Origin of the sequence: Paenibacillus sp. PvR133 (genome assembly GCF_017833155.1) — a bacterium.
In the GTDB taxonomy this organism is placed as follows: Bacteria; Bacillota; Bacilli; order Paenibacillales; family Paenibacillaceae; genus Paenibacillus; species Paenibacillus polymyxa_B.
Map to the genome: position 1 here is coordinate 482,137 of NZ_JAFIBS010000001.1, position 7,060 is coordinate 489,196.

A 7,060-nucleotide genomic window follows, 5' to 3' on the forward strand; every position below is an offset into this window, starting at 1 on the left:
TTTTCGTGTCTGCGTTTTCTGGTAACTACCGGTTATAAAGTCATACCTTGGATTACTAAAAGACTCTGTCGCATTCGCAAGCAGGAAGCCGCCCGCCGTAAAGCGGGTCTAGCCGTACAGCCGGGCGTAATAACCCCCGAGCGCCAGCAGGTCCTGATGGCGGCCCCGCTCGACGACCGTCCCTTGGTTCATGACGGTAATCAAATCCGCATGTTCCACGGTGCTGAGACGGTGGGCGATCAGAATGGTGGTGCGCCCCTTCATCAACACGTTCAGGGCCTGCTGTACCCAATGCTGGGATTCGTTATCCAGCGCGGAAGTCGCTTCGTCCAGCAGCAGAATCGGGGCGTTTTTGAGAATCGCCCGGGCGATCGCAATTCGCTGCCTTTGTCCGCCCGACAACGACGCTCCTCTCTCTCCCGCCGGCGTTTTATACTGTTCAGGAAGTTCCTGAATGAAATGGTGAGCGTATGCCGCTTTGGCCGCTTCGATCACTTCTTCATCCGTTGCATCCGGGTTGCCGTAGCGGATGTTTTCCTCAATCGTGCCGGTAAACAAGAACGGCTCCTGCGGAACGTATGCAATCTGCCTGCGGATTTCGTCCAGCGTGTAATGGCCGAACGGTTTGCCTTGGAGCAGGATTTCTCCGCTGTCCACAGGATAAAAGCCGAGCAGCAGCTTGATCAGCGTACTTTTGCCGCTGCCGCTGGCCCCCACGATAGCGGCGACCTGGCCGGGAAACACCTGCATGGACATGTCGACAAGCACCTTTTTATCCGCCTGATAGGAAAATTCCACATCGCGAAACTCCACCGCAGCCTCCGACACGAGCTCGCTGTGAGGAGATCCCAAACTCTCCGGTTCCTCTTCCTCTCTTAGTACCTCTTGAATCCGGTGAGCGCCTGCGAGCGAATTTTGGGTCATCGACAGAACCATCCCCAAGTTCAACAAGGCGTGCGTCAGATTCACTTGCAGAACCGCCAGGGCGGCAACGCTTCCCATTCCCATCAGTCCGTAGGCATAAAGAAGACTGCCGATGACGATAATGCCGCAGAACGTGACGTAACTGATAAAATGGTTCACCGCAGCCTGCATGCCATTCTTCTGCGCGGTTTGCCGAAGCGTCTGCGTCATTTGTTCGTTCAACGCCTCATACTGGCCGTAAATCGTGCGGATGCGGAACAGCTTCACAATTTGAATGCCGCCCATAAAATCTTTGAATTTTTCGGTCATTTTACCAAGCGTTTGCAAGCCTTGTTCGGACAAGACGCGAATATCCCGCGCAAATTTCAGGCTGACCACGGAGGACAGCAGCAGAATGACGAAGGATACGCCGGCAAACCGCCAATCGATCAACACCATAGAGACAATGGAGCCGATGCAAAAGACAACCTGAAGCAGCAAAACGAAGTAAACCTGCGAGAATGTAAACTCAACGGTCGTTACGTCGTTGTTCACCCGTGACAGCAAATCCCCATGGTGGGTCTGCTCCAGGAATCTCGGCCGCACCCGGCACAGCTTGTCATAAAGACGTTCGCGGATATTCAGCACAGTCAGCTCGACACTGCGCTGGTATAAGTAAATGAACCAGGGAGAAATTATATTTTCCAGGAACAGGGCCGCGCCCAAAATAATAAAGGCTTCGACCATCAGGGACGTATCTCGGGACACGGCGAAATCAACCAAGTTATGTACGACCAAACTGAAGGCGATCAGGAACAATGTCTGGGTGAGCGCCGTCACGGCCAGGCCAATGGCGTACTGGGTTTTGCGCTTGCGGTTCATAAACATCAGCAAGTAGCCGAGTTCTTTCACTTGCGAGAGCCATCCGCCCTTTTTCATGTGTACGCCACCTCCCTGCGTTCGGCAGACTCGGTAAATTCCTGATAGTACGACTGGGCGTACAGTCCCTTCATCTTCAGCAATTGTTCATGAGTGCCCTTTTCAACAATACTCCCCTGTTCCATGACCCAAATTTCGTCGGCGTTTTGTACTGTAGAAAGCCGGTGGGCAATAACCATCGTCGTTCTCTGCTTCATCAATACGCCCAGCGCTTTCTGAACCGCGCTTTCCGACTCCGGATCAAGAGCCGAAGTTGGCTCGTCCAGCAGCATAACGGGAGCAACCTTCAGAAAAGCCCGGGCCATTGCAATGCGCTGGCGCTGCCCGCCGGACAAAAAGCCTCCGCGCTCTCCGACATACGTCTGGTAGCCGCCCTCAAGCTGCATAATGAAGGAATGCGCCTGAGCTGCTTTGGCGGCTTCGATAATCTCGTCCATCGACGCTACTTCCCGCCCGTAGCCGATATTTTCAGCGATCGTGCCGCTAAACAAATATGAATCCTGGGTTACCACGGAAAAATGCGACCGAAGCTGCTCCGGATCGGCGCCGTGGATCAGGCTGCCGAACACGCGGATCTCGCCCTGGTCCTCCGGAAGCGGATAAAAGCCGCATACAAGCTTAAACACCGTGCTCTTCCCTCCGCCGCTCGCTCCGACAAGCGCGATCGTCTTCCCTTCCGGCACCGAGAAGCTAACATTCCGCAGAATCGGGGAGCTCTCCTCATACCCGAAGGTTACGTTCTGAAACTCGATAGGGGCGGCGCTCGCTTTCGGAAGCGAACGGCCATTTTCCGTTTCGGTCGGCTGCTCGACGATTTCGGAGACCCTTCTCAGAGCACCGGACATTTCAAACGTCCGCGTGATGAGCTCGGGAATGTGCTCCAGAGGCTCCAGACACAGATTCAGCAAGTACAGGAAGGCGATCAGCTCTCCCGCGCCTAGCTGCCCGTTGTAGATCAAATAGCTTCCGTAACTGACGGCGAAGATGATCGGGCTGATCATCAGCGTGGAAAGCAGCGGGTTGACCCAGGCTTCCCGCTTTTTCACGGCCAGCTTTTTTTGGGCCGTCAATTGCAGCAGCACTTGGTAGGAGCGAGATAACATGCCGGATAGCAGGTAGCTTTTTACAATAGGCATACCCCCAAGCGTATCTTGGAGGTTGACGTTCATTCGGCCCATGTTCGCCTGGGCTTCCTCCGTCAACCGCTCCAACTGCTTGCCGATCCATTGGGAAACCAGCAGCGCTACGGGAAATAACAGCAGGCTGTACAGCATCATCTCCCATTGGAGGTAGATCAAATAAGCGAAACATCCGATGAACAATAGCGGATGATAAAACCACTGGGCAAGGTCCCGAATCATAAACTGCTGGATGAGCTGCAGGTCGTTGTTGATCCGCGACAACACGTCGCCGGAGTGCTGCTTTTCCAAATAGGAGACCGGGAGTTTGCCGATATGACGCATGACATGGTTGCGGATATCCTGCACCGCAGAGGCGCTGCTTCGCTCCACGCCGAAGCTCATGAAAAACTTCGCCGGCACACCGATCAAGATGACCACAAAGACCGTGTACACGATTTGCAGAACGATTGGCCCCGCCCCCTTCTCGGCCTGGGTGGTCAGCTGCTCGATCAAACTTCCCGTCCATATCTCAATAACGGCGGCGGCAATTGCGGACAAGGTACCGACGATCATCCAGCCTTTGTGACGGCTTACATAGGACATCAGCCAGCGGAACGCTTTCCAGGCGGCGTAAGCGGTTTGGCGCTTGGAAGGCGCCGCTGTGCCTTGTTCTTGAACAGACGGCTGCCGGTCAGCTTCCATGCAGTACCCCGGCCTCCGCTTCGATCTGCCGCTTGACTTGCTCTAAGATGTCCCGGATGACAACGGCTGTTTCGTCCACGCGCGCGAGTTCCAGCAATTCCTCGTGCGCGCCCTCCAGCCGGTAATCGGCGTAAGCTTGCGTCGTTGCCCCCCGCCAGGACGGCAATTGGTGCTCCAGGCGGAACGCTTCGCTGTCCTTCGCAATCAGTTCGTAAATCCGGGCCGGGATCGTGCCAGAATTAATAAGCTGCGCTTCGTACGCCAAGGTCGCTTTGACCTTCCGGTGAACCCGCTCCCGCACGAGCGGGTTGCTCATTAATTCCTTCTCTTCTTCGTCGAAATCGGCAAGCGTTTCTTCAAGCTCTTTCTCCGACGTTTCGGAAGGCGTCAGCGTGTCCTTAATCCACGAGTCCACCATGAGCACGTCCGTTACGGAATACCCTCTTTTCTCCATCGTTTTGGCTACCTCGAACGTCAGGTTGCCTCCGAAGCAGTAGCCGAGCAGCACGTAAGGTCCTTCCGGCTGGATGCTGACGATCTCGTCCACATAACGGTTCAGCATGGCCTCGTAATCGGCGGCATCGTCGATAAAATCAATGCCGTAGAGCACAAACCGGCCGTCGAGCCTGCTTGCGAGCTCTCGGTAACCGATGCCGAAGCCGCTGCCCGGAGGGAAGCAGAACACGTTCAGATCTCCTGCTTTATTCAGCTTAATGAAGGAGTCTCCCCCTTTATCCAGGCCCAGATCCCCCTCTCCGAAAGCCATGGCTTCAACTGTTACATTATGGAATTGGCGGTTCAGCGGTATCTCAATGCCCGTTTCATCGTAAACGGCTTGAACGAGCCTCATCAGACTTAACGAATTGCCACCCAACTCAAAAAAGTTATCCTTTACACCGACCTGCGGAACGCCAAGCGTATCCTGCCAGACGCGGGCGATCTTCATTTCGAGCAGCGTTCTCGGCGCGACATATTCCGCTCCTCCGGCCGCGGCTTCCTCCGGCGCGGGCAGCGCTTTGCGGTCGATTTTCCCGTTCGGGGTCAGCGGCATCCGCGAAAGCTGCACGAGGTGCGAAGGAATCATATACCCCGGAAGCTGCTTGGCGAGCTCCTCCTTGAGTTCATGCGCCGCCAGCCTCGTTTCCGCGACGTAGTAAGCGACAAGCTGCTTTTGGCCGTTCGCGTCGTCGCGGTCGAGCACCTTGGCTTCTTGCACGGCGGCGATCTTCAGCAGCTGCGTCTCGATTTCGTCCAGCTCGATCCGGTACCCGCGGATTTTCACCTGATGATCGATCCGGCCCAGGTATTCGATGTTGCCGTCCGGCAGCCAAGCCGCCAAGTCGCCCGAGCGGTACAGTTTCTCCCCCTCCGCAAACGGGGAATCGACGAACTTCTCCGCCGTCAGATCCGGACGGTTCAGGTATCCTCTTGCAAGGCCTTCCCCGGCCACGTACATTTCGCCCGCTACGCCGATCGGCACTGGGCGGCGGTTTTCATCCAGGACGTACACCCTCAGCGTCGGGATCGGCTTGCCGATATTGCTCTTCGCCGCCTCCATTTCGACCCACGTTATTTCCTTATACGTCACGTGAACCGTCGTCTCGGTAATGCCGTACATATTGATCAGCTTCGTCTCCGGGTACTTCGTCTTGAAGCCCTTGAGCAGCAGCGGACTCAGCGCTTCGCCCCCGAAGATGACGTTGCGAATCCGCAGATCGTATGGATGATCCGCCAAGACCTTACGCAGCAGCTGGTAGAAGTACGTTGGCGTCTGGTTCAAAATCGTGACCTGTTCGCGGCCCAGCAGCGCCAGGAAATCAGCCGGATTTTTCGCCGTGAGCGGCGGTACGATGACCAGCTTGCCTCCGTACAGCAGCGCTCCGTACATTTCCCAGACGGAGAAATCGAAGCAGAACGAGTGGAACAGCGTCCACGTGTCGGACGGCCCGTAGTCGAACAGGTTCTTGTCGTTGAACAGGAGCCGCACGACGTTCTTATGCTCGATCAACGTTCCTTTCGGTCTGCCGGTCGTTCCCGACGTGTAGATGACATATGCCAGGTTGCCCGGCCCGGAAATCGGCTCCAGGTTCGAAGCGTCCAGCGCATCGGCGGAGTCCGCCCCTCTGTCGCCCCAAACGAAATCGTCCAATTCGAGGCGCGTTCCTACGAAGTCGGTCTTCTCGTGCAGATGCTTTTGAATCAGCAATAACGGCGCGCCCGAATCCTCGATCATGAAGCGGATGCGCTCCTCCGGGTAGTCGGGATCGACAGGCACGTAGGCTCCGCCCGCTTTGAGAATCGCCAAAATGCCGACGACCATATCGAGCGAGCGTTCGGCCAGAATCGCTACCAGCTGGTCCGCTTCTACTCCCGTCTCCCGAAGCTTCCGCGCAAGGCGGTTGGATCGCTCGTTCAGCTCGCGGTAGGTCAGCTGCCGCTCGTTCATGACGGCGGCCACGTTGTCCGGGTAAAGCTCCGCCTGTTCTTCGAACAAGCCGTAGATCGTTTTCCCCCGCTCGAACTCGGTTTCGGTGTCATTAAATCGCTTCAGCAGCGTCTCCCTCTCGTCTGGGGACAGCACATCGGCTTGTCCGAGCTCTAGATCCGGCTGAAATAAAAGCACGGACAGCAGCCGAACAAGATGGTCGGTCGCCTGTTCCACAAATGCCCGCTCGTACCGCTGCCCGTCAAAGCTTAATTCCAGCTCGATGGAGTGGTTTTGGCGGTCGAAGCGAAAAACCGTATCGGCTGCCACCCGGTTACCCAGCGGTCCCGGATGAATCGGGGCGAAGGATGCGACGGTGTTGACGACCGGGAGGCCGTCCCCCGTATAGTCCAGATGGAGCGGCTCCACCATTTTTCGAAAAGGCAGGTGCTGATGCTCCAGCGCCTCGCCGATGGAGGCCTTGATGCCCCCGAGCAGCGTTTTCAGCGTAGTCTGGCGGCTTACGGACGTCTTGATCACCAAGATGTCATGCGGCGGCGGAGTCCCGTCGAGGTCTGCGCTATAAGAAGGCATGCCGACCAGCACTTGGTCCCGCCCGGTATATTTGAACAGCAGGCTTTTTACTCCTGCCAAAACAATCATGTACAAAGCCAAATCCGAACCGTTGGCGAGGCAAATGATTCTCTCCGAGAGTTCGCTCGGCAGAGTACGGTGAAGCAAGCCCGGCTCGGCCGCAGCTTCCCCGTCGGCGGATAATTTGGAGGATTGACTATAGGGAAGGAAGCTCAGGCTGTCATCGGCGTCAAACTTGCCGCTCCAGTACCGTTCTTCCTTTTCAAACAAAGATTTCATTTGTACCTCCCCTAAAAATGAAGTGACCGCATGCCCCGGCGCAGGTCCGAAAAAGCTTGCTTTTGGCCTGCGCGTTTACGGGCTTGGACGTTGTTCG

3 protein-coding genes are annotated in these 7,060 nt (G+C 56.3%); all 3 read right to left on the reverse strand.

Going from position 1 to position 7,060, the window contains the following annotated elements; all coding sequences use genetic code 11:
* Positions 1 to 108: 108 nt before the first annotated feature.
* The 3 genes from JOE49_RS02145 to JOE49_RS02155 are packed head-to-tail and all read right to left on the reverse strand — an operon-like array spanning position 109 to position 6,963.
* Positions 109 to 1,842: an ABC transporter ATP-binding protein gene (locus tag JOE49_RS02145; RefSeq protein ID WP_209940495.1), complete on the reverse strand. Its 1,734-nt coding sequence runs from the start codon at positions 1,840 to 1,842 to the stop codon at positions 109 to 111.
* Positions 1,839 to 3,665, reverse strand: coding sequence for an ABC transporter ATP-binding protein (locus tag JOE49_RS02150; RefSeq protein WP_209940496.1), 1,827 nt, complete (start codon positions 3,663 to 3,665; stop codon positions 1,839 to 1,841). Before JOE49_RS02150 ends, JOE49_RS02145 begins: the two co-directional genes overlap by 4 nt.
* Positions 3,655 to 6,963 carry a non-ribosomal peptide synthetase gene (locus JOE49_RS02155; protein ID WP_209940497.1) on the reverse strand — a complete coding sequence of 1,103 codons (3,309 nt, stop codon included), beginning with the start codon at positions 6,961 to 6,963 and terminating at the stop codon, positions 3,655 to 3,657. Before JOE49_RS02155 ends, JOE49_RS02150 begins: the two co-directional genes overlap by 11 nt.
* Positions 6,964 to 7,060: the final 97 nt, after the last annotated feature.

What these genes read in the sequence shown, in the direction of transcription:
- JOE49_RS02150 (WP_209940496.1), bottom strand. Translation starts at nt 3,665, where the DNA reads ATGGAAGCTGACCGGCAGCCGTCTGTTCAAGAACAAGGCACAGCGGCG.
- JOE49_RS02145 (WP_209940495.1), bottom strand. Translation starts at nt 1,842, where the DNA reads ATGAAAAAGGGCGGATGGCTCTCGCAAGTGAAAGAACTCGGCTACTTG.
- JOE49_RS02155 (WP_209940497.1), bottom strand. Translation starts at nt 6,963, where the DNA reads ATGAAATCTTTGTTTGAAAAGGAAGAACGGTACTGGAGCGGCAAGTTT.